Origin of the sequence: Micromonospora sp. C95 (assembly GCF_018070465.1) — a bacterium.
Taxonomy (GTDB): Bacteria; Actinomycetota; Actinomycetes; order Mycobacteriales; family Micromonosporaceae; genus Micromonospora.
The window spans coordinates 12,740-33,741 of record NZ_JAGPXT010000035.1; the positions used below are offsets into that span (position 1 = coordinate 12,740).

Below are 21,002 nucleotides of genomic sequence, written 5' to 3' on the forward strand. Positions count from 1 at the left end.
GTCCTCGGTCGAGCCGAGGCGGAGTCCAGGCGACGCAGGCCGGCCAGGGACTTCGACACAGGGCCTAGCACGTGAGGGTGTCCTCGCTACCGGGATCGACGCCCAGGGCGGCGGCGAACCGCTCGTACGCGTCGACCCGGGCCTGCACCTGCGCGGTGTTCCGGCCGCCGCACTCCAGGGCGCCGTTGATGGTCCGGATGGTCTCGCCGAATCCGCCGCCACCGGTGATCGCCGCGTGCGCCGTCGTCGTGCCCGCCCCGCTCTGGGTCATCCAGAACCAGAGCGCGGTCTGCCAGGCCACCGAGGCGTCGTTGCGCACCAGGTCGGGCTCGTTGAGCAGGTCCAGGCCGAGTGCGTCGCCGGCCGCCTTGTAGTTGGTGTTCCAGCTCAGCTGGATCGGTCCACGACCGTGGTACGCGGTCTGCCCGGCGGGGCACCCGTAGGGCTGACCGGTGTCGCAGTAGTTGCCCCAGGCATCCCGGTTGATCTCCTCGACGTGTACCAGTCCGCCCGACTCGTGGTCGATGTTGGCCAGGAAGGCGGCCAGTTCCCGCTTGCGGGTCTGCTGATCTCCGGTGCCGGCGAAGGCGGGGAACTTCTCCATCGCGTCGGTCAGTCCGGCGTAGGTGTAGAAGGAGTTCCGGCCGGGGAACATCGCGTCGAACGTGGACTCGCTGAGCAGCCGCGCCCCTTCGGCATCCGGGTCCGGTTCGTTGTCCGGATCTCCGGCCGAGGCGTGCTGCGTCGGCGGATCCGTCGGGGGGTCGGACTCCTCGCCGTCGCGGGTGTACTTCGCGAAGAGCCCCCGGACCTGGAACGGGTAGCTGCCCAGGGCGAGGACCGGCATGCCGCCCTGGGCCTCGACCGTCTCCAGGCCCATCTCCCAGGCCATCAGGGTCAGGGTGAGGTGGTCGCCGACCACCTTGTCCTCGGACAGCAGCCGGTCGGTCTCCTCGGCCAGGTGACAGAAGTATCGGGCGTGGGCGTGGATCGAGTCCTCGTCGTCGAGTACGGAGGCTTCGCCGCTGTCGTCGTCGTCCTCGCCGTACTCGTCGAACACCTCGGGCGTCAGTTGCGACAGCCCCTTGCGACCGCCGGGGCCCTCCTGGTCCGCGTCGAACCCGGATGCGTACTCGATCTGCGCCGCGATGATCACCGGCGTCAGCAGATCGCACGTGCCGGCGGCGGACCTGATCGGCGCGACCAGATCCTCATCCGGCACACTCGTCGCGTTGAAGCTGCCCCGGCCGTCTCCGCCGGACATCTCGATCAGGGCGTTGGTGTTGACGGCTGATCCGCCGCCGGTTGACGAGTCGGGCGAGGACGAGGCCGACGTCATCTGCGACCCGCCGGCCATCGCGAAGATGACGATCAGCACGATCAGGGCCAGCATCGCCAGCAGTGCCAGCGGCAGCGTTCCGATCGCCGAGATGATCAACCATGCCAGCTGCGCCGAGTCGAACTTGGTCAGCGGCTTCGTCGCCCGCCCGGCCGACTGCATCTTCCGCACCGCCATGGCTCAGCCGACCTGGCCGGACTCGCGGCGACTCCACCGCTCCGCCGCACGTTCGGTGATGGCCTGCACCTCGGCCCTGGCCGCCGCGGAGATCATCCCGGCGTTCGCCTCCTTGTACCAGGGACGCAGCCGGATGAGCGCCGGCCGGACACCGGTGGCCAGCAGCAGCGCGGTGCCCTTGGGCAGGGCTCGGATCTTGTCCGCCGGCAGCACCTGCTCCTGTCGGTACGACACCGACCGGGAGGAGCCGTCCCTGGACCGGGAGTAGGTCGGGGTCCGCACGTCGTGCTGGCCGACCAGCCGGGCGACCTTGTCGACGAAGTCGGCGTCGTCGAGCCCGGCGCCGAGCAGCTTGATGGTGGCGGCGCTCCACAGCGCGTCCATCCCCGCCTCGCCCCAGACCCGCACCCCCTGCCGATAGCTCTGCAACAGGGTGACCACGCTGATGCCTCGGGAGCCGAGGTGGCTGTAGAGGTCCGGTAGGTCGGAGATGCGGCAGACGTTTGCGGCCTCGTCCAGCACGGCGGTCATCGGCGGGTCCAGCCGCCCGCCCATCCGCTCGGCGGCCACCACTCCGGCACGGATCACGGCATCCGCCAGCCCGGCGATCACCCCGGCGGCGGAGCCGCCACCGTCCTTGGAGAGCAGGTAGAGGGTGTCCCGGCCGAGGACGTGTTCGTCCGGGACGAACTCCGGGCGGTCCGGGTCGGGGCTGACCCAGGCCACGATCTCCGGATCGAGCAGGCAGGCCACACACTGCCGGGCGGTCTCGTAGATGCCGTCGCGGGTCTCGACGGCGCCGCGTACCGTGCCCTGCAACTGGTCGGCCATGGCCGCCATGCCGACATCGCGGAGCAGGTCCACCGGCGTCCGGTCGGCCGGGTCCGCGAGCCAGCCCAGCAGCTCGTTGACGGACTCGCCGCTGCGGGAGGCGGCGAGGAACAGTGCCGTAAGCGTGTTCTGGGCCGCCGCGATCCAGAAGTCCTTCTTCGACGAGTCGTCGTTGACGGAGCTGACGAAATGGCCGGCCAGCCGTCGGGCGCCTTCGATGGTGTCGCAGCCACTGAGCAGGTCCCACCACATCTCGCGCTCGGTGTACGCGATGCCCTGCGGGTCGAAGGTCCAGACCCGGCCGACCTTCGTGCGCTCCTGTCGGGTGACGGTGAAGACGTCGGACTTGTTCGAGGTCAGCATGACCGCTCCGGGGGCCCGCAGCACCCGTGGAACGGCTATCCCGGTGGACTTCCCGGCCCGTGGCGCCATCAGGTCCAGTTCCACGTCTTCGTAGGAGGAGCGCAGCTCGGGACCGGCGGGCACGAGGTCGCCGAGCAGGTTCCCGGTGTCGTCCGGGCTCAGCCGGGGACGGTCCTTGAGCGACGGGCGCAGGTCGCGGGCGCGGGACGCACGTTCCTTGCCGATCAGGCCGCTGAGTTCGCCGGACCGGGCCAGACTGCGGGGTTCCCGCAGCCGGCGCACCAGTCCACGCGCGAGTACGACCGCCGGGGTGCTGCCGAGCAGGACCAGCGTGACCGCCCCGCCGTAGACCAGGTACGGCGGCACCTGCGGCCAGACCTCCCCAGTGGCCCCGCTGACCAGGCTGAGGTAGACCTCCAGGGTGAACGGTGCGGGTTGCCAGCCGTGCCCGGTAACCGCGACGGCGATCGCGCCACCCAGCCACAGCAGGGCGAAGACCACCAGGTTGACCAGTGCGAAGCCGGGAATCAGCCACGGCAGGTACTCGTTCCCGACCCCACCCGGGCGGCTCATCGGTGCCCCGCACCCTGCTGCTCGCGGCCGTCTCGGTGTCCGGTCGGACCGGCCGTACCGGACAGGTCGCCGCCGGTGACCGCGCGCACCACCGCGGCCCGCTCGGCCAGCAGCCGTTCCGCCTCACCGTTGGCGATCCAGCGGGTGTTCGTGTCGTGCAGGTGGCGTTCGGCGCCGGTGATCGCGACCCGGATCGGAATGCCGGGTCGACCGCCAACCTTGATCAGGAAGCGGCCCCGGCCGGGCGGCTCCTCGTTGCCACCGTCCTGGGCCCAGCCGGGCGGCGACGACCAGGACGACACCAGCTCGATCTCGCGCCGGGACAGCCCCACCACTCGGCCCAGGTCCTCCATCTCCGCCCTGGGTAACCCGGCGCAGGCGACCATGCCGGCGCGCTCGACGAAACCCCGGGCCTTGGCCTTGTCGGCCTCGTTGCCGAGCGCCTCGGCGTCCTTGAGCGTGTGGGTGATCTTCGCGTCGGCGAGGCCGAGGGAACGGTTCAGTCGGGTGAGGGCATCGATGCGATCGACGATGCCGGAGGCGGCCCGCAGCGGTCGCCACAACTCGTCGAGCACGGTGAAGAACCAGCGCCGGGGCGCCAGTCCCGCGTCGGCCAGGGCGTGCGACGCGGCCACCGTACCCAGCCCGTCCGACCATGCCGCGAGCATCGCGGCGGCGGTAAGCTGCCCGTCGGCCTCACCGATGCGGGAGATGTCGACGCAGACCGCGGTGGCGTCCGGGTCGATCCTGGTCGAGGTCTCCGCGGCGAAGGTGTCGCCGAGCGGACCGTCGAGGATGCCGAGAAGTGATCGGTGCAGCGGGTCCACGGCGTCGCGGTAGCGGGCCTCCTGACCACGGTCGAGGGTTACCTGCCGCACCCGTGGCGGCCCCTCCTCCAGCACGTTGAGCAGGTCGGGTAGCCGGAAGGTCTGCCCCACCGCGGTGCGCTCGCGCAGGTGGCGCAGGCAGGCGGAGAGCACCGACTGCTCGTGGTCGCTGATCGGCGCGCCCCGGACGATGGTGAGCAGCGCCGCGACCATGTTGAGCACCCGGCCGTGGGTCTCGGCGGCCAGCGCCTGCCCCGCCTGCCCGCCGATCCTCGCCGCGGCCATACCCATCGCGCCCGGGTCCAGGATGTTCAGTCCACCGACGCCACGGGCGATGGAGATGACCTGTCCGCCGAGGGCGCGAACCGTGTCGGCGTAGTCGGGTTTCAGGTCACCGAGCACCAGCGGCACCACGCCCTGTGCACTCAGCCCGATCAGCATCCGGTTGATCAGCGTCGACTTGCCGAGACCGGGCATGCCCAGCATGAACAGCGACGGGTTGGAGATGTACCGGGCCCGGGTGAACCAGTTGAGCGGGTCACCGCAGACGGTGGCACCGGTGTGGAGGTGCTGCCCGAGCGGTACGCCGGTCATCGGTGCGCCGGAACCGGAGGCGAACGGCCAGAGCCCGCAGGCCTGCACGGTGGTGGCCCGCCACATGGTGGGCGGATCCAACGGGGCCACCCGACCTCCGCCGAGGACGTACGAGCCACGGTGCGGCACGCTGTCGTCCGCGTTGGCCTTGGCCAGCCGCCGCAGGTACCGCCGCTCGGCCGCGTCCTGCTGGGCCTGCTGTCGGCGCGCCCGCCGCAGCGCCCGGGTGGTCTGCTTGCCGGTCTCGTCGGGTTCCCGGTCCTGCGCCTCCGCCGCCGGTACCACCAGATCGGACATTGCCGTGACCGGACCGGAGGCGTGCCTCGGCCAGCCGGCACCGAGATCCAGCGGCCGGGCGCCGCCGGTGGGCGTCACAACGCCTCCCGCAACTCGTGCGGCACCATCGTCTGCTCCCAGGGCAGGATGCCGACCGGAAGGGCGCAGGCGAACGCGGCGGCCTGCATCCGGTCGGCCGGGCGCATCGCGATGCGGGTGGCGCCCAGGAGGTTCCGCATGGTCACGTCGGCGTCCCGGGCGTCAGCGACCGAGTCGACGGTGAGCGTCACAAGCATCGAGAACTCCACCAGACCCGCACCGGAAGCCTCCTCCGCCGCGGTCTGCTCGGCGGCCTCGATCTCGGAGAGTGCGCGGGCCCGGACCAGGCCACGGGTCGAGTTGGCCATGAACTGGGCGTTCCGACGGTCCGACTCGACGATCTTGGCGGAGGTCGCCGGGTCGATCGGGCGGTAGACCAGGGCCACCCGTTTGCGCCGGACGCCGAGTGCCGGGTCCAGCAGGCTACGCAGCACGCCGGATCGCACGGTGCCGCGTGGTGCCAGGGTCAGCAGCCAGCTGCGGGACACCCCGGAGTCGTGCTGGTAGTGGGTGACCGTCTCCACGGTGGCGGCCGGTCCGGCGTCGGCCCACTCCAGCCCGGTCCCGCCGTGCTGGGCCCGTACGTCGAGCACCTCCGCGGCGACGGCCGGGTCGTAGGCGACCCGGACGACCTCGGCGATTCGCTCGGCCGACAGTGGTTCCGCCGACCCGCCGCCCGCCGCGACCAGCCCGCCCAGCACGCCGGGCAGCCGCAGCGCCAGGTCGGCGAGCATCGCGTCGTGGTCCCGCCGGGCGCCGCCGGGGGCCGAGTAGGTGAGGGTGAGGAAGGTGTTCATCTCCGACGACGCGTCCGGGTAGGTCTGCACCACCTCCTCCATCACGGCCCGCGCGGCGGCCGGCGCGTTCGGGGAGATGCGACCCAGCACCTCGGTGGCGAGGCGGGTGCCCGGGTCCGGTGCGGTCTCGATCACCACGGAGGCACCCCGCAACCCCGGCTCGTGCGACAGCCGGGACAGCCACTCACCCCAGAGCGCCACCCAGGTGTCGACCTGGTCGGGGTCGACGAGGGAACCACCGTCCGGCTCGCAGCCGAGCACGATGGTGTACTGGTTGCGGTTGCGGTGGTGGAGCACTCCGAAGGGGCGGTCGTACGGGTCGCGGCCCTCGATCATGGTCACCCGGCTGAGCAGCCCGGGTGGACGGAACCGGCCGCCCGGGCGCGTCGAGAGCGGTCCGGCGGCGTACAGGTGCTGCCGCTTGGACCTGCGGCGCAGCCACCCGATCCGGACGGCCGCCATGTCGTAGACGTTGCGGCCGTCCTGGGTACGGACCGCGAGCGGGGCCAGCAGCACCGCGAACGGCAGCCCCACCACCACCGCCGCGTTCAGCGAGACCATCGAGGAGACCAGGACCAGCACCAGCGCACCGAACAGGCCGACGGTCCCGACCAGGCCCAGCGAGCCCAGCCCGGCCTTGCGGGGGCGACGCCAGTTGCCGTACGTCGGTGTCTTGAGGGATTCCGCTGTCGTACTCACGATGAACCTTCTCCTTCGTCCCGGGCATCAGCTAGTCGTCTGCGTCGGGCAGGGCGCCGCTGGCGATGTTCCTGGCGTGCTTGTGGGTGCTGGTCGCGGCGCGGGCGCCCACCTGCACCGCCGAGGCCGCGGCACCGACCGTCGCGGCCGCGACGCCGACCGCGCCCCGGGCGATCTGCCCGGATCTCGACCGACCGCCGCCTGATCCGCCGTCGGACCCGCCGCCACCGGAACCACCGGACGAGCCGCCACCGGAACCACCGCCGGAGCCACCCGACGGACCACCGCCGCGCCCACCGGCCGAGCGACCGCCACCCGACGCGCCGCCCGGTGACGAACTGCCGCCGCTCGGCCCCCGGGACCGGCCGGAGCGAGCAGCCGAGCCCGCACCGCCAGCGATCTTCTTCGCCCCACTCGCGACCGCTCCGGCCGCGGCGGCACCGGCACCGGCGCCCGCGCCGACGCCGTCGCGCGAGCCGAGGCTCGCCATCGCGGGCACGACCAGACGCATCAGCGCGGGGAGCGCGACCGCGGCCATCAACAGGACGGCGACACCGGCGAGCTTGTAGTGCTTGGCGCTGTCCTCGTCTGCCACGTTGTCGGTGGCACCGATCATGGCGGCACCCGAATACATGATCAGCCCGACCACCGGTTTGAAGGCCAACCAGGCGACCATCCAGGCGATGTGCTTGCGCCACCACCCTCCGCCCCATTCGGACATCGAGGCCGCCGCGGCCAACGGCAGCGTGCCGGTGAGCAGAACCATCACGCCGAGCCGGATGTACATCAGGATGACGTGGATGCAACCGGCGATCAGCAGGAGCAGCCCGATGATGATCAGCAGAAAGGCGGTGAGGCCGTCCGTGCCGCAGTTGGCGATCAGCTTGAGCTGCGCCTTGATGCCCTCTTCGTAGAGGTGCTGCGAGTAGGCGTCCGCCTCGCTGGCGAGCCAGTTGACCACCCACCACGCGGCGATCACGGTGAGCACCATGCGGACCAGGCCCATGAGCGCCACCACGAGGGGTTGCCCCTTGCGTTCCAGCGCCGTGCGGAAGGCCGCCGCCAGCAGCGACGCCACCGCGATCGTCACGACCAGCCAGTCGGTCTGAAGGTGGATGCTGTCGTTCAGGCTCTCGTCGCCGACGGTGGGAATGTCGCCGAGGTTGGCGAAGAGTTCGACCGCCGCGCCCAGGATGGCGGCGGCGATGTCGCTGAGGATGCCGTCGATGCCCCGCTCGAAGAATCCGACGACCTGGCCGATGGTGCCGATGTAGACGGCGTCACCGGTGGCGCACTCGGCCATGTCACACCTCGTTCCACAGCACGAAGCCGACGAGGGAGACGACGGGGTTGACCCGGCTGTACAGGCCGCCGGAGTTCAGCGGCCGGAGCTGCCAGTCGACCCCGTTCCAGTCGACGATGTAGTCGACCGAGGCATAGAGCGCCTTCGCCTGCCGGACCAGCACGCGGATGGTGGCGGTGCCCGGCGAGTACTTCAGCACGAGAAATCCGGCCAGGGCGTTCGTGGTCTGCACCGGCCCGGTCTCCGGCATCGAGGCCCGCATCGCGTCGAAGTAGTCCCGGCCCAACCCGGGTACGAGTTGCTGCTGGCTGACCGTCCGCCAGTCAGGTCCGCTCATCTGTCGGGAGATGGTGTGTGCCGCCATCACCGCACCCATCGGGGTGTGCGCAAAACACCACAGCAGCGGACCGGTGGTCTTCAACGGCCCCGCCGAAGCGGAGACCGGGGTCTGCGCCCCGTTCAGCGGCCGCCAGGTGATGTCCCGTGGCGCCTCGGTCGGCAGCCGCTGCGCGGAGTCGTCGGTACGGCAGTTGTGCGGCCGGGAACCGTCCGGGCCGAGGGCGCCGATCACCGGCCCGGCGGGAGCCTTGACGCTGGAACTGGCGTCGTGTCCGCCACTCAGCGCCGCGACGGTACCGGTACAGAGGGCGAGGGCGAGAAAGGCGGCCGACAGCTGCCAGCGACGGTGCTGCCAGAACGGCTTGTCCTCGTCCGCCTCGTCGTCGGATGCGTATCTCAGTCTCATGGCACCTACCGTGTTCGACGGATTCGGGTACGCGATCGATGGGTGCCGCCCTGGCTCGACACGGCCGAGCCGGGCGGGGTCAGTTGCTTTCGCCGCCGCCACCGCCGAAGAGCCAGGAGACGATCGGCCCGGCCATGGCCACCAGGATGCAGCCGCCCAGCACCATGCCGAGGCGGCTCATGTGCTCCGAACTCTCGCCACGCTTGTGCGAGATGGCCATGACCGCGCCGGTGGCCAGGATGCCGACGACACCGGCCGCCGTGCCCACCCAGGCGATCAGGCCCAGCGCCTGCTCGACCTTGTCGGCGAGACCGCTCGGTAGCGTTCCGCCGGTCGCCGGCTGCGGAACCGCGCCACCGCCTTCGTCGGGGTCGGGATCGCCGGGCGCCCGGAGCACGGATGAGAGCAGAAGGGTCCGGTAATAGATGTCGGGGAGGATCATTGGGTCTCCTTCGGAGATCAGGACCGTCGTTTCTGTCACGGCTCGGGCTGGTGCCCGGGCGGGCGTCATCCGGTCACGTCGAGCCACGCGATGATCGGGCCGGCGGTGGTCGCCAACAGGCACGCGACCAGCACGAACGCGAGGTGTTTCACGTATTCGGTCCGCTCTTCGAGAGAGCCGCGACGCACCTGCGACGCCATCGCAGCGCCGGTCATCAGCGTGCCGGTCACGGCGGCGGCGCTCACCAGCCACGCCATGAAGTCGAGCAGTTTCGAGACCGCCCTGTCCGAATTGGTGTTGATCGTGTATGGATCGATGGCCGGCGGTGAGAACCTGACGCTGTTGATCGGAGTGTCACACTCGAACTTCCCGGCGTGCAGCGCGCCCGAGATCGTGCAGTTCGTCGCCCCGGTGATCTCAACGTTGTCCTTGGTGACCGACTCGCCGGCGAGACCGGTGTGCATCTCGATGTCCATCATCACCGTGTCGCCCGGCGCATACGGGGCGAACATGTCGTAGGACCCGTCGAGCGAGCTCATCTTCTTGAAGCAGACTCGGTCACTGCCCCGCGGCTGCGCCATGGTGGTGGTCGTCTTGAGACATAGGGTGTAGAGGTAGATGGCACTGCCGCCGTGGATTCTCACGGTGTAGGTGTCCTCGGCCGCCAACGCGGCCGAGGGTGCCAGCAGGCCCATCCCCAGCAGGCTGACGACGACGGCCGCCGCGATCCGGACAGGCCTGGTCACGGCTGCCTCCGTCGCTCGCCGTGCGCGCTCACCACGGTGGACAGGCGGGACAGTTGCCGGGGCGGTCGCTTCGGCTCCGCACCCACCCGGTACGACGGAATCCACGGCAGCCGGTGCACCGGGGCGATCGACCGCAGCAGCCGGATCCGACCGAGCAGCGGCGACGGAAGCCGCCCCGGAGCGTCCGCGATCAGCACCACGCCGAGCAACCGCATCCCGGCCGGATGCCGACCTTCACGCATCGCGTGCAGTGCGCGGGAGACCGCCCGCAGCCCGTCCAGGTTCGTCCGCCCGACCAGCATGACCTGCGCGGGTTCGGCGAGGGCCGGGTCCGGCCAGCGGCAACCGATGTCGGTGCCACCCAGCAGACGGGTGAGCGTGGTCGCGCCGGCACCACCGTGGGCACCGATCCACCCGACGCCGTCCCCGGAGAGGCTGTCCCGCCGCCAGGCGGGGACGTCGTGGTACGCCCGCGTACCGGATTGCTCGTCCGGCCCCGCGCCCGCGATCCGCCGCAATGCCACAGACCCGTTGCCCATGTTGCCTCGCCTCCCTCCGCTGCTCGCCTTTCCGGTCACCGGCGGAGCCCAGGGCACCAGTGACAGCCGCTTAACGGCGCGGTAGGTCCCTCGGTTCAGGGCGGGTGCAGACTTTTTCCCGGCCCCGCTCGCGGCCGGCCCCGAGCGGGCCACCGCGCCAGCCGGCGAGCAGGCGACCGGTCGTTCTCAACACGATGGATGACTGCGAACGTCGGCTGATCCCGCTCCCGCCGGCGTGCTTCGCCGAACGGACGGGCGCCCATGAGTCCGGAGTTTTTACACGGCCGACCTCGGGCCGGCGGTTGGTCCGCCGGCCCGGGTGCCCATCCCGGTCCACGTGCCGGGTCGATGATGACCCCGCCCGCTACCTCCGGCCCTTGCGCTGTTGACTGCCGCTGCCCTGGCCCTGGCCGGCTCCGGGCCCCCAGGCCGCCTGCGGATTCTGCTGATATCCGTAGCCGCCACCCGACGGGTGGCTCACCGAACTGGATCGCCCCACCGAGGGCCGCGACCCGCTAGCTTGTGACTGCACTGCGGCGGCTCTGGCCCGTTCCACATTCTTGTCATGGCTCTTGTAGAACTTCGTCAGTGCCTTCTGCAGGTCTCTCGGCACAGCCGTCCAGGAGTCAAGCCGGGTGATCTCCGCCCGGTGCTCGATGAGGAAGTGCTTGCCGGTCTTACCGGGATCCTCGCGTCCGGCGTTCATGCTGTTGAGAGCGGTAGCGGCGGCGGAGATCAACGTGCCGGCGAAGGCGATGTCCGTCCGTCCCGCCGCCAACGCCGCTGAAGCACTTACCACCCCGCCGCCGGCCGTGGCGAGGTTCGCCACCAGCTGCACCCCCGGTTTGCTCAGCGCATCCCTGAACCGATGAACTTTCGCGGCTGGCAGCCCGGTCTGCGTGTCGATCCGCCCTCGCTCCATCGCCTTACGGGCGTCGTCGAACGTCTTGTACAAGCCACCGACGACCGTCATGATTCCGCCGGCCCCCTGTACGTAGGACGCGGCTGATGCCGTAGCGGGAAAGGCGCCCTGCACGGCGCCGACGAAGCTCGTCACCATCCCTGCCGATTGCAGCCAGTAGAACGTCCGCTCGCCGAACTTCGCCAGCAGCGATCCGTCATCGGCCTGGGCGACCACATCCGCACCCGGCACGTCGTACAGCGAAATCGAACTTGTGGAGTCGTTCGAGCCGGTCGGCGACGGCGGCGAGTCGTACATGACGCCTTCTTGGATCGGTTCGAGCGGTTGGTCCCCGAAGAAAGGGGCGGGCTGGGTGTAAGACCTGGAGGGCAGGGGCTGCTGCGCCTCGACGTCATAGTCCACCGCCGGCGCCGAGCCCCGCCGTTGCCGCAGATCGGTCAAACTCAGATCATTGAACTCGCCCGACAGATCAGACACGATGCGCTCCTTACGTCAGTGACGATTTCCGACGCCAGCAGGACGTGCCGCACATCCCGCCGGTTCAGTTCCGACAGGCGAAACTTGGAATCGTCGTCAGAGCGGCGGGAGCTACGGGAACAGCCGACCGCCGGCAGGCCCTGTCGCTCCAGCGGGCGTCGATCTGCACGGTGCGAGGCGGAGGAGAGCTACGGTCAGCGGGGTGCGGCGGGATCCCGGGCGATCGGCGCGGTCACGATCGCGGAGCCGTCGACCAGCCCGACGGTGATGAACGACAGTTCGTCGATGGGCAGCGAGGTCTCGCCGGCCACCTCCTGCGGCCCGGACGAGGCGGTCCAGTCGCGCACCACGTGGGTGGCGCCGTCGCGGGTCACCGCGAACAGCCGGTACCGGATGCCCTGCCGCAGGCCGGTGGCGGTGATCCGGATGGTCGCGCTGCCTCCCTCGCCGGCGATGACGGCGACGGAGAGGCTGGCGCCGTAGCCGGGCGCCTCCCCCGAGGCGGTCAGCACCGGATCGGGGCCGGCGGCCCATTCGTTGACCGCCACCACCCCACCGGCCAACGCCAGGACGGCCACCGCCGCGCCGACCCACAGGCCCCGCCGCCGACGCCGTGAGCCGGGCGCCGACGGACGCCCGCCGGACGGACGGCTACCCGCCGCACGGCTGCCGGACGGGCGCACCGAACCGGTGTTCGCCTCCCGCACGTAGTGCTCCCGCGTGCTGGCCACGCCGTCGGGCCCCGAAACACGGTCAGAATCATCACTGCCGTCGCGGGCCGGGCCGCCGTCGACGGCGGACGTCGCGTCGACAGCGTCCTTCGGTGCCGCCGAAGCGGACGCGGACGGCACGGGATCCCCGGCGGCGGGGGGTGCAGGCGTCGCTGCCCCGGTGAGGTCAGGCGACCAGTCCGCGTCGCCGAGCCCGGCCAGACCGCCGATCGAAGGGCCGATCGTGGCCGCCTCGTCCAGGCAGGACCAGCAACCGGCGAGATGGTCCTCGAACGCCTCGCGCTCAGCGTCGTCCAAGGCCCCCAACAGGTAGAGAGCCAGCCTCTCCCGCTCGGCCGTGGTGTGATCCCCGCCTGCGCGCATCCAGCCCTCTCCTCAACGGGTAGGCACCACGCGGTGTTCGTCTGGTCCAGGGGTACGAGGCGACCCTGGCGTCAGGGCGGCTCGGTAGAGCCGAGCGCGGCGTGCAGGGCGCGCACCGCGTAGAAGGCTCTGGACTTCACCGTACCCTCGGGTATTCCCAGTCGCACCGCCGCCTCGGCCACGGAGGCGTTCCGGTAGTACATCTCGTGGAGCACCGCACGGTGTTCCGGGCTGATCGTCTTCAACGCGAGCCGCACGGCGTGGACGTTCACCACCCGGTCCATCTCGTCGTCCGTGGCGGGCACCCGGTTGAGGTCCGGCAGGCTGACCTCTGGCGGTCGGGCCTGCCGGGCCCGCATCGCGTCGATCGCCACGTGCCGGGCGACCGTGTAGAGCCAGGGCGCGATCTTCGACGGGTCGGCGGCGAGCTTCTCCGCATGCCGCCAGGCGCGGAGAAACGTCTCCTGCACCAGGTCCTCGGCAAGGTCCTGCTGCCCGAGCAGCAGCCGGGTGAGAAAGCGGTGCAGCGGCCGGTGGTATTCCGCGACGACCTGCCGCAGCAGGGTCTCGGCGGCGGTCGGATCGGCGGCGGCGCCGTCCGAGAGACAAGGTCCGGCCGACTCGTTGGGCACCGCCGACACAGGCCGCCTCCCTGACGGACGGATCGCACCCTGACGGCCGGGTGAACGTGACGCGCTCTCGCCCCCACGGCCCTGGCACGCAGCATAGCCGCACCACGATCCGGTCGCAGTTTCGCCCGTCGGTCGACTGTGCACCGACCCACCGGCGACCCGGCGGACGACACATCGCACGAACCACACCTGCTCGGCGTCACGCTTCTCCTTGTGGACTGTGCGGCGCTGGTGGCCTGCCCGACACTCGCCGGAGCCAACGCTGCCCGATCAACGGCTGCCTGACCCGGCTGGTTCAACCCCGGCCACAGGTTCGCCGGAAAAATCCGTGCGGGATCTGAACGCCGGGCACTGGAAATCCGTCACGACAGTGTCGCCACGCCGAAAGGGATGGCCCCCCGTGACAACCGACTTCCTGTCCACCAGGTTCACCTTCGGCCGTACGCCGCGCAGAGCGCTGGCGGCGGTGCTCGCCGCACTGGCGGTGCTCGCCGCCGTCCTGGCCACCATCAACTGGAGCGTCGCCTCGGCTCGCGATGACACGGTGGTCGGTGAGCCGGTGACCGAGAAGCAGATGACGGCGATCGTCACCGCCGCTCACTCCTGTCCGATGCTGGATCCGGCGCGGATCGCCGGTCAGCTCATGGCCGAGTCGGGCCTGAACAACCGCGAGCGGCAGACGGCCTCCGGCGGCCGGGGCATCGCCGGCCTCGACGACGAGGACTGGACGAGGTGGAAGCCGTGGCCGGACGCGCGGCGCTCGGACGTCGCCGCGAGCATCCTGGCGCTCGCCCACCAGATGTGCGACTTCAGCGGCCAGCTCCGGCTGGCCGGCATTCCGGGTGACCACTGGCGTCTCTCGGTGGCCGCCTTCCACGGCGGACTGCCTGCGGTCGCCGAGGCCAAGGCTGTGCCCGCCGAGGCCGTGGAGTACGTCGATCTGGTCAGCGGATACGCCGGGTACTACGGGCGGTTGCGGCAGTTCGGCGGTGACGGCGTACCCACGCCGACGCCCCCGCCGGCCAACGACGCGAAGGGCGTACCCGCCGAGTACGTCCCGCTCGTCGTGCAGGCCGGGTCGGTATGCGATCAGGTGACACCGCCGATGGTCGCCGCTCAACTGATGACACTCTCCGGCTTCGACGCCAACCTGCTCGGCCCGACCGGGCAACGAGGCATCGCCCAGTTCCTTCCCGAGGTGTGGCAGGCGTACGGGCCGGAGGGCGGCTCGGCCTGGGAGCCGACGGTGGCGGTGCCGACGGTCGGCATCGCGATGTGTGCTCTGGTCTCCGAGCTGTCCGGCCTCGACGGCGACCCGTACCTGCTGGCGCTGGCCGCCTACCGCAACGGTCCGACCGCCGTACGGCAGACCGCCGGCCGACTCGACCAGCCGACCGAGACGTTCCTGCGTGCGGTGAAGGCGCTCACCGACCTGTACGTGCTCGACACCCGGCTCGGCCGTCCCGCGCCGGTTCCACCGGCACCGACGACCACGGCTCCCGAGCCGCCGGAGGGTGAGTCGTCCCCCGCACCGACGAGCGAGCCGCCCCCACTGGCCAGCGAGCCGAAGCCGCCGGCCGACCAGCCGGATCCGCCGGCCAGCGATCCGAAACCACCCGCCAGCGAGCCCAAGCCGACCACCGCCGCACCCAAGCCGGTCCGGCCGGCCGGGATGAAGCAGATCTTCCACCCGCGAACCGGACGATGCGTCAGCTCCGGCAAGACCGGTGACGGGACCCGGCTGTTGCTGAAGCCCTGCACGGAGGACCCGGCCCAGTGGTGGGACTTCCGCACGGACGGCACGATCCGCGCCCGGGGGCTCTGCATGGACATCGCCTGGGCCGGTTCCACCGACGGCACCGCCATCCAGGTGGCCGTCTGTAGTGGCAACGCGGCCCAGTCCTGGCAGTTCAACAGCAAGGGCGGCATCATCAGCAAGCTCAACGGCAAGTCCGTCGACGTCAACATGAACGTCAAGAGCGCGGACAAGCCACTCGAGCTGTGGATCTACGTCGGCAACGCCGAGCAGACCTGGCGGAAGCGGTAGTCCTCGGTTCCGCCGCAGCGAGACGGGGTACGGGCGCTTCGCCCGTACCCCGTCTCGTCTGTCTCGTCAGGGTGCCGGTCAGCTGAGGGCGCGACGACGGCGAAGTTGCAGCGTCAGGAAGGCACCACCACCGATGAGTGCCAGGCCGAGAAGGACGAGCGCACCCATGCCACCACCACCGTTTTCCGCGTCCACTCCGACCGGCCGCTCGTCCTCCACCGGTCGGGCGACCGACGCGGCCGGATTGATCATCCCCGCGCCGTACCTGTCGTCGGGGGTGTCGCCGCCCAGCGCGTCGGCGGTGTCCCGGATCCGCTGCTCGACCTGGGTGGCATTCAGCTCCGGATAGGCGGCCCGGACCAGCGCCGCCTGTCCGGCGGCGAAGGCGACGGCGAAGCGGGTGCCCGTGTAGCTCAGCGGGCCCGCATCGCCCGGCCCGAGACTTGTCACGTCCGCACCGGGCGCGACCACATCCACGGCCTCCGGCTGGTACTCCTCCACGAACTGGTTGTCCGCGCCGACCCCGCCGACCAGCAGCAGGGCACCGGTGGCGGCGGGCTCGCCGGGCGACGGCAGGGTGACGGGCCTGGTCGGCGCCCCTGCCACCACGAGCACGTCATGGTTGAGCGCGGTGGTGAGAGAGGTGACGACGGCCGGGGCCGACAGGTCGACATGGGAGCCGAGCGCCACCACCGAAGCACCTGCGCTCACCGCCACCTCGATGGCGTTCGCCGCGTCCGTGGCCCGGCTCTTACCGGACGCGCCGACCATCCGCACCGGCAGGATCGTGGCGTCCGGTGCGAGACCGGCCGGGGTTCGCGCGTTGCCGGCGTTCGCGGCGATGATGCTCGCCATCGCGGTACCGGTGCCATGGCAGTCGGTGTCACCGCGCCCGTTTCCGGCGGTGACGTCGGCACCGACCGCGATGCGACCACTCAGCTGTTCGAGATCGCCGTCCACGCCGGAGTCGACCACCGCGACCATGACCCCGTTGCCACGGCTGAGGTCCCACGCGCCGTCGGCCGCCATCCGCAGTTGGGCCCAGTCCGAACGACTGCTCGACGCGGCAACGGCGGTGCAGCCGGCGGTGTTCTTCTTACCGGTCGGCGACGGGCTGGGGCTGCGACTCGGGCTCGGACTGGGGCTGGCCGGTGGGCCCGAGGTGCCGGTGGGCGTGGGTGCCTTGGTGGTCGGCTTCGGGCCGGCCGGGATCTGTCCGTACTTCACCCCCTCGCCTGCCGCGTCCCACGGCAGCACCAGGTACCAGCCACGGTTGAGTCGGTTCGGGTCGGTCAGGCTCGCCCCGTCCGGCTGCACCCGTCCGGCATTGAGGTTGTAGATCTCCGCGGACCGCTCGCCGCTGCCGAGCAACCGGGTCGCGATCGCGGTGAGGGTTTCCGGCTGATCCTGGTACGCCGCAGCGACGACGTAGTACTTGACGTAGGCCTGCGGGTCCGGCGGTGCCTGCCGGGCCGCCGAGGTGCCGGCCATCGCCATGACCAGGCAGCAGGCAACCGCCACGCCCGCGAGCAGGCGCCAAACGTTCGCCACCACTGATCTTGCCTCCTTCGGTTGCCTGCGGCCGATCGGCCCGGCCGACACCCTCTACAGCGGATCCGCGCCGGCTGCGTTCAATCGGAACGGCAGAAACGTTCCGGTTGGGCTGAACCAGCCTCCGCGGATCTCCGTCGTGAAGACGTGAAGCCCGGCATCCGAACCAAGGCATGGGCCGGGCGGGGACTCGGATCAAGGTAAGGCAAGTCGGTGGGCGTCGATCCAAACGGATGGTGGTGAGCGCATGAATGCCGATCCCGCTGCGACGGACACGATCGTCGACGGCAGGCCGTCCATCCGCCGCTTCGACCTCAGCCGGCATCGGCGGGTCGCCGGGCTGTTCGATCTCTGGCTGGAGCCCGGCGTACACGGGGGTCTGGTGGTGCCGCACAAACCCGACGAACCGCTTACCGCGTCGGCCATCACCGACCTGGTCCGACGCTCCGGCGAGACCGCGAACGACGTACGGATCCTGACCCAGGACGGCGCCCGGCACACGGGATTGTTCAGCGAGGTGGCCGGGCTGCTCTCCCACGACGTCCTGGTGAGTCCGGACGGAGCGGTGATCCGGCACCACGAGCGGCGGATCGGGGCCGGACCGCTGCACGCGATACCGCTGGACCGGACCACCCGTCAGGTCCGGGACTGGATCGTGATCCAGCCACCCGAGCTGGCCACCCCGCTGCCCGGCTGGTTCACCCTGGACCGGGGTCTGGTGCGTCCGCGTACCGGTGTGGTGGGCCTGCCGCTCCAGGGTGGGGTGGTGCTGGCCACCCGGGCCGACTTCGTCACCAGACGGGCGACCGCGCATCGGCTCGGCACAGCCTCGGACGGGCCGGTGACCATCGCGGTCACCGCACGTGCCGGCGGCTTTCTGGTCGGCGACTACGGCGGCACCCAGCGGGTGTACGACGGCGGACAGCTCGCCGCCCTGCTCGGCGACCTTCCGCTCTACGGCAGCGAACTACGGCTCTGGCTCAGCTGGCCGTCCGATCCCGACGAGCAGCATCGTCTCCGCGCGCAGGCGCAGGAACTGGCCGAGACGACCGGCGCCACCGTCTGGACACCGCCGCCGGGCGGCAGCGCGGAACTGGTGGACGGCCGGCAGGATCTGCGCGCGCTCGACCAGGCGGGGAAGCCCGCCGAGTGGCAGGCGTTCCGGCCCCGGATCGCGCTCGGCCCGCCAGCGCTGCGGGCGACCTCGACCGGCCTGCTGGTGCCGGTCTGCACCGGGGCCGTCGTCACGACCGGCCCCCCACCGGACAGCGGACCGCCGGGAACAGCTCCGCCGCCAGCCGTCGGACCGTCGGGGGCGGACGAGCCGCCACGCGCCGTTCCGGTCCTGCCGCTCCCCCGCCCCTCGCTCGTCACCGAGAACCGGCGTACGGCGTACGGCCCGGCGTGGCTGTCGGCGGCGCAGCAGGTGAACGCCGAACAGTTCGAGGCGTTCGTCGCCGCGCCGGTCGACGCCTCGTCGATCGCCGATGGCCTGCCCGCTGCCGAACTCTTCCTGCTCGCCTTCCTGGACGCCAGGTCGGTGCCGGACGGCAGTCGGCTGCTGCGGGTCCGGGTGGAACCAGGCGGTGCGATCCCGATGGCGGTGCTCCGGGCAGCCCTACCCGCCCGCCTACAACACCTGCGCGGCCTGCGCGAGGCGTATCTCCTGCCGGCCGCGCGTCTGGACCGGACCTTCCCGGTGGACACCTTCGAGGTGGAGCGCACCGGTCGCCTGACGCCGGCCGGTGACTGCGCAGGCCAACCGCTGAGGCTCCGCTGCGCCGCGCAGGCCGGCTCGATCGCCGGCCTGCCCAACGAGGTGCGGCGCTGGCCGACCTTCGGCACCCGGCGGGCGTACGCGCTCCTGCCGGCGCAGCGCACCCGACTGCCGCGCAACTGGCTTCGGCTGTACCGACGCCAGCCACCGGTCCGGTCCGGACGGCTGCTGCTGGAACTGCAGGTGCCGAGGGGACGTGCGATCGACGTGATGTCGACAGCCGACCTGCTCGCGCCGCTCACGGAGATCCGGTCCCAGGCGGAACCCCTGCGCGCCGCGCAGGTGGAGTTGATCCTCGCCAGCCGCTCCTACCCACGGGTGCGGGTACGTCGGGTGTACCGGGCCGAGGCGGACACCTGGCTCCGGGTGCCACAGCTACCGCCGGGGCCGCTGCCGTCCGTCGCACCTCAGCTTCAGACCCCCGCGCCGAGCTGAGCCGACCATCGGCCGTCCGGGACCGGGCCAATCACCACAGGTACGCAGCGGCCGGCGGTGGCGGCGGCGAGCCCTCGGATCCCGGCGCCGCTGGGCAGCCCGGCGGTGATCACGACGTACCGGTCGGAGTCGAGCTCAGCCGGCTCGGGAAGCCGGGCCAGGCGACGGCAGCCGGCGAAGGTCTCCGCACCGAGCGCGTCACCGACGACCCCGACCGCGATTCCGTCCGCGTGCAGCTGTCGGGCGTAGGCGACGGCCAGCCGGCGGCATTCGTCCAGGTCGCCCACCAGGGTGAAGACATCGGGTGCCCGGCCGAGGTCGACCTGGAGTCGCCACGGCCCCTGGCGTCCCAGCACCAGCGGTACCGTCGCTTCCGGCGCGGGTTCGTCATCGGCGAGCCAGGCGTAGGCAGGGGTACTCGGACCGGTCGTGACGCCGATCAGGCGCACCATGACCGAGCCGACCTCGGTACGCACCTCGGACCGGACGTACGGCACGTCACCGTCGGCCGGCAACGTCGGCCGGGGCAGGTCAACCCGGCCCATCGCGCCATTGTCGCCCGGAATGTCCGGCCATTCCACCGTCACCGGGCTGGGCGGTGCCGGCGTCGGCGACGTACCGGCGAACGGAGGCCAGTCGGGCGGCGCAGCTGACGGCGACGAGCCCGGCTCCGCCTGCGGAGTGGGCGGCGCCGACGGGCCAGCCTCGCCCGCCGGCGGCGCCGTGGGCTCCACCGGCACCGGAGCTGGCGACGGCGAGGCGGGAGGGACAGCGGTGGGAGGGGCAGCGGCGGGCGGCGGCGCTGGCGCGGGAGACGGCGGGGCGGGTGACCGGCCAGGCGCCACCGACGACGGAGCGGGTGGCGGCGGGGCGGACGGTGGCGGGGGTGCCAGAGCCGGATCCGCAGCGGGGGGTGGCTGGGACGGGTCTGCCGGGGCGGCTGGCGCCGTCGACGGGGTGTCGGTCGCGAGGGCAGCCCGCTCCGCCGGGGTCGGTGTGTGATGCCGCTCCGGCGGCCACGGACCGTCGTCGAGACCGACCGAGCGCAGTTGATGCCTGCGGCGGGGCAGCACCAGGAGCGCGACGGTGGCGAGGAGCACTGCAAGAGCAGCCGCGCCGATCCGGACCAGGTTGGCACTTGACAGTCCCGAGCCGGACTCCGACGGCGGGGCGACGGCGACGGTGGCCGGGCTGTCCGTCGGAGTCGTCGGGTCCGCGCTCGGTGGTGGTTGCGGTGTCGTGGGCGACGGAGCCGCTGTGCTCGGGGTCGGAGCCGCCGCGCTCCGCGACGGCCGGGGTGTGGGGGGCCCGATGGCCGGAAGCGCGCCGGTACGCACTCCCGGCCCGTCCGCGTCCGGCGGCAACACCAGGATCCAGCCGGGGCCCAGCTCGACGCCGTCGGTGAAGGTCGCGCCGTCCGGCTGCTCGCGTCCCCGGTTGAGTTCGATGATCTCGCGAAACCGGTTGCCGTTGCCGAGAGTGACCAGGGCGATGCTGTACAGGTACTCCCGCTGACCGTCGACCGGCGGCCCGACGACGTAGTACCTGCCGGTCTCCTCGGGTGCCGCGGTGGCCGGACCTGCCGAGCCGAAGGGCACGAGCAAGACGGCCAGCAGCCACGGCAGAGCCCACCAGAACCTCGCCACCGGTCGGCAGCGCCCTGACTCCATTCGTACCCCTTCGTTCCCGGTCCGTTCTTTCGCCCCGCCGCGTGACC

Annotated in this window: 16 protein-coding genes; 2 read left to right on the top strand and 14 right to left on the bottom strand. The window is 71.5% G+C overall.

The genetic code is table 11. The features are described from left to right. Window positions 1-64: 64 nt before the first annotated feature. From KBX00_RS26255 to KBX00_RS26310, 12 genes are all read right to left on the bottom strand, one after another. A complete protein-coding gene (locus KBX00_RS26255; RefSeq protein ID WP_210830742.1) occupies window positions 65-1,516 on the bottom strand; it encodes a glycoside hydrolase family 19 protein in 1,452 nt (483 codons plus the stop codon). A 3-nt stretch (window positions 1,517-1,519) separates the two neighbouring features. Beyond that, complete coding sequence (locus KBX00_RS26260) at window positions 1,520-3,283, bottom strand: TraM recognition domain-containing protein (RefSeq protein WP_210830743.1); 1,764 nt, start codon at window positions 3,281-3,283, stop codon at window positions 1,520-1,522. Next, a complete protein-coding gene (locus tag KBX00_RS26265) occupies window positions 3,280-5,001 on the bottom strand; it encodes an ATP/GTP-binding protein (RefSeq protein ID WP_301548657.1) in 1,722 nt (573 codons plus the stop codon). The genes KBX00_RS26260 and KBX00_RS26265 overlap by 4 nt, the downstream gene beginning before the upstream one ends. 74 nt (window positions 5,002-5,075) lie before the next feature. Continuing rightward, a complete protein-coding gene (locus tag KBX00_RS26270; RefSeq protein ID WP_210830744.1) occupies window positions 5,076-6,575 on the bottom strand; it encodes an SCO6880 family protein in 1,500 nt (499 codons plus the stop codon). A 31-nt stretch (window positions 6,576-6,606) separates the two neighbouring features. Beyond that, complete coding sequence (locus tag KBX00_RS26275; protein ID WP_210830745.1) at window positions 6,607-7,878, bottom strand: hypothetical protein; 1,272 nt, start codon at window positions 7,876-7,878, stop codon at window positions 6,607-6,609. 1 nt (window position 7,879) lies between these two features. Beyond that, entirely contained in the window at window positions 7,880-8,623 is a 744-nt protein-coding gene (locus KBX00_RS26280) for a hypothetical protein (protein WP_210830746.1), read from the bottom strand. Between the two features lie 79 nt (window positions 8,624-8,702). Beyond that, complete coding sequence (locus KBX00_RS26285) at window positions 8,703-9,065, bottom strand: hypothetical protein (protein ID WP_210830747.1); 363 nt, start codon at window positions 9,063-9,065, stop codon at window positions 8,703-8,705. 65 nt (window positions 9,066-9,130) lie between these two features. Then, the gene (locus KBX00_RS26290) at window positions 9,131-9,811 is read right to left on the bottom strand and encodes a hypothetical protein (RefSeq protein WP_307869084.1); all 681 of its coding nucleotides are present in this window, start codon (window positions 9,809-9,811) and stop codon (window positions 9,131-9,133) included. Beyond that, window positions 9,808-10,350, bottom strand: a complete 543-nt coding sequence (locus KBX00_RS26295; RefSeq protein WP_210830748.1) for a hypothetical protein — start codon at window positions 10,348-10,350, stop codon at window positions 9,808-9,810. The genes KBX00_RS26290 and KBX00_RS26295 overlap by 4 nt, the downstream gene beginning before the upstream one ends. A gap of 364 nt (window positions 10,351-10,714) precedes the next feature. Next, the gene (locus tag KBX00_RS26300) at window positions 10,715-11,749 is read right to left on the bottom strand and encodes a hypothetical protein (RefSeq protein ID WP_210830749.1); all 1,035 of its coding nucleotides are present in this window, start codon (window positions 11,747-11,749) and stop codon (window positions 10,715-10,717) included. A gap of 194 nt (window positions 11,750-11,943) precedes the next feature. Beyond that, a complete protein-coding gene (locus KBX00_RS26305) occupies window positions 11,944-12,843 on the bottom strand; it encodes a zf-HC2 domain-containing protein (protein ID WP_210830750.1) in 900 nt (299 codons plus the stop codon). A 71-nt stretch (window positions 12,844-12,914) separates the two neighbouring features. Continuing rightward, window positions 12,915-13,484, bottom strand: a complete 570-nt coding sequence (locus tag KBX00_RS26310) for a sigma-70 family RNA polymerase sigma factor (RefSeq protein ID WP_210830751.1) — start codon at window positions 13,482-13,484, stop codon at window positions 12,915-12,917. 391 nt (window positions 13,485-13,875) lie between these two features. Between KBX00_RS26310 and KBX00_RS26315 the strand changes: the two genes are divergently transcribed. Beyond that, window positions 13,876-15,522, top strand: coding sequence for a ricin-type beta-trefoil lectin domain protein (locus KBX00_RS26315; RefSeq protein ID WP_210830752.1), 1,647 nt, complete (start codon window positions 13,876-13,878; stop codon window positions 15,520-15,522). Window positions 15,523-15,600: 78 nt separating this feature from the next. On the opposite strand, the gene KBX00_RS26320 is transcribed toward KBX00_RS26315, so the two are convergent. Beyond that, window positions 15,601-17,073 carry a S8 family serine peptidase gene (locus KBX00_RS26320; RefSeq protein ID WP_307869085.1) on the bottom strand — a complete coding sequence of 491 codons (1,473 nt, stop codon included), beginning with the start codon at window positions 17,071-17,073 and terminating at the stop codon, window positions 15,601-15,603. A gap of 247 nt (window positions 17,074-17,320) precedes the next feature. Here KBX00_RS26320 and KBX00_RS26325 point away from each other — a divergent pair, with 247 nt between their 5' ends. Next, window positions 17,321-19,285, top strand: coding sequence for a hypothetical protein (locus tag KBX00_RS26325; protein ID WP_210830754.1), 1,965 nt, complete (start codon window positions 17,321-17,323; stop codon window positions 19,283-19,285). Here the strand turns inward: KBX00_RS26325 and KBX00_RS26330 are convergent. Continuing rightward, window positions 19,264-20,931 (bottom strand): hypothetical protein, encoded by a 1,668-nt coding sequence (locus KBX00_RS26330; RefSeq protein ID WP_210830755.1) that lies wholly within the window; start codon window positions 20,929-20,931, stop codon window positions 19,264-19,266. The two genes, KBX00_RS26325 and KBX00_RS26330, sit on opposite strands and share 22 nt — an antisense overlap. Window positions 20,932-21,002: the final 71 nt, after the last annotated feature.

Excerpts from the sequence above, each read along its gene's own strand:
- KBX00_RS26255 (WP_210830742.1), bottom strand. The coding sequence starts at position 1,516 with ATGGCGGTGCGGAAGATGCAGTCGGCCGGGCGGGCGACGAAGCCGCTG.
- KBX00_RS26260 (WP_210830743.1), bottom strand. The coding sequence starts at position 3,283 with ATGAGCCGCCCGGGTGGGGTCGGGAACGAGTACCTGCCGTGGCTGATT.
- KBX00_RS26265 (WP_301548657.1), bottom strand. The coding sequence starts at position 5,001 with ATGTCCGATCTGGTGGTACCGGCGGCGGAGGCGCAGGACCGGGAACCC.
- KBX00_RS26275 (WP_210830745.1), bottom strand. The coding sequence starts at position 7,878 with ATGGCCGAGTGCGCCACCGGTGACGCCGTCTACATCGGCACCATCGGC.
- KBX00_RS26280 (WP_210830746.1), bottom strand. The coding sequence starts at position 8,623 with ATGAGACTGAGATACGCATCCGACGACGAGGCGGACGAGGACAAGCCG.
- KBX00_RS26285 (WP_210830747.1), bottom strand. The coding sequence starts at position 9,065 with ATGATCCTCCCCGACATCTATTACCGGACCCTTCTGCTCTCATCCGTG.
- KBX00_RS26295 (WP_210830748.1), bottom strand. The coding sequence starts at position 10,350 with ATGGGCAACGGGTCTGTGGCATTGCGGCGGATCGCGGGCGCGGGGCCG.
- KBX00_RS26305 (WP_210830750.1), bottom strand. The coding sequence starts at position 12,843 with ATGCGCGCAGGCGGGGATCACACCACGGCCGAGCGGGAGAGGCTGGCT.
- KBX00_RS26325 (WP_210830754.1), top strand. The coding sequence starts at position 17,321 with ATGAATGCCGATCCCGCTGCGACGGACACGATCGTCGACGGCAGGCCG.